A 1,618-nucleotide genomic window follows, 5' to 3' on the forward strand; every position below is an offset into this window, starting at 1 on the left:
TTCTGCCGGTCGGCGCCCTCGACCAGGGCGATCATCCGATCGATGAAGCTGTCCCCCGGCTTTTGGGTGATCCGCACCACGATCCGGTCCGACAACACCTTCGTGCCGCCCGTGACCGCCGACCGGTCCCCGCCGGACTCGCGGATCACCGGCGCGGACTCCCCGGTGATCGCCGACTCGTCCACGCTGGCGATGCCCTCGACCACGTCGCCGTCGCCCGGGATGACCTCCCCGGCCTCGACCACCACGACATCACCCTGCCGCAACTCCTGGGCGCCGACGGTGTCCCACCGGACCGCCATCTGCCCGGGCTGCCAGTCCTTCAGGCGGCGGGCGGTGGTGTCGCGCTTGGCCGCCCGCAACGTCGCGGCCTGGGCCTTGCCCCGCCCCTCGGCCACCGCCTCGGCCAGATTCGCGAACAACACGGTCAGCCACAACCACACCACGATCGCCCAGGCGAACAACGAGGAACCGATGATCGCCAGGCCCGTGGTGAGGAACGCACCGACCTCGACCACGAACATCACCGGATTACGCCACAACGTCACCGGATTCAGCTTCCGCAACGCCTCAGGCAACGACCTCACGAGTTGCCGGGGATCGAGCAGACCACCGCCCACCTTGCCGCCCTTCCCGGGAGCGGGTGCGCGGCCCGGAGCTTCCGGCGCCTGGAGCACTGTCATCACTGGATTCCTTCTGCGAGGGGGCCGAGCGCCAGAGCGGGGAGGAAGGTCAGCGCCACCACGGTGATCGTCACGCCGACGACCATGCCGACGAACTGCGGGCGGTGGGTGGGCAGCGTGCCCGCCGAGGCCGGTACGGGGGCCTGCCTGGCCAGCGATCCGGCGAGGCCGAGCACGAAGACGATCGGCAGGAACCGGCCGAAGGCCATGCACAGCCCGAGCGCGGTGTCGTACCAAGGGGTGTTCACGGTGATGCCGGCGAACGCCGACCCGTTGTTGTTGGAGGCGCTGGTGAACGCGTAGAGCACCTCGGACAGGCCGTGCGGCCCGGAGTTGAGCATGCTCGCCCGCTGTTCGGGCGAGGCCATGGCCAGCGCGGTGCCCACGAGCACGAGGGTCGGGGTGACCAGGAAGTACAGCGAGGCCAGCTTGATCTCGCGCGAGCCGATCCTCTTGCCCAGGTATTCCGGCGTACGACCCACCATCAGACCGGCCACGAAGACGGTGATCACCGCCAGCACGAGCATGCCGTACAGGCCGGAGCCGACGCCGCCGGGCGCGACCTCGCCCAGCATCATGTTGACCATCGTCATCATGCCGCCGAGCGGTGTGAAGGAATCGTGGAAGGAGTCCACGGCGCCGGTCGAGGTCAGCGTCGTCGCGGTGGCGAACGTGGCGGAGTCGGACACCCCCAGCCGGACCTCCTTGCCCTCCAACGCCGCGCCCACCGCCTGCGGGACGGTCGCGTGCCCGGCGATCTCGAACGTGTTGGTCAGCGCCACACTGGCCAGAGCCAGCACGGCCATGACGGCGACGATCGCGTAGCCCTGGCGCACCTGGCCCGCCATCCGGCCGAAGGTGCGCGGCAGTGCGACCGGGATCGCCAGGAGCAGGACGATCTGCAGCCAGTTCGTCCATCCCGCCGGATTCTCGAA

At 69.7% G+C, this 1,618-nt stretch carries 1 protein-coding gene and 1 pseudogene; both read right to left on the bottom strand.

The genetic code is table 11. The features are described 5' to 3' along the window. Window positions 1-683: pseudogene (locus tag B1L11_RS44470) on the bottom strand (potassium-transporting ATPase subunit B); the annotation flags it as partial. Next, window positions 683-1,618, bottom strand: a 936-nt coding sequence (kdpA, locus tag B1L11_RS44475) for a potassium-transporting ATPase subunit KdpA (RefSeq protein ID WP_079321117.1), incomplete at its 5' end; no start/stop codon positions are given. The gene kdpA and the pseudogene B1L11_RS44470, both read right to left, overlap by 1 nt.

The sequence above is a fragment of the Microbispora sp. GKU 823 genome (assembly GCF_002027145.1).
GTDB classification, from domain to species: domain Bacteria; phylum Actinomycetota; class Actinomycetes; order Streptosporangiales; family Streptosporangiaceae; genus Microbispora; species Microbispora siamensis.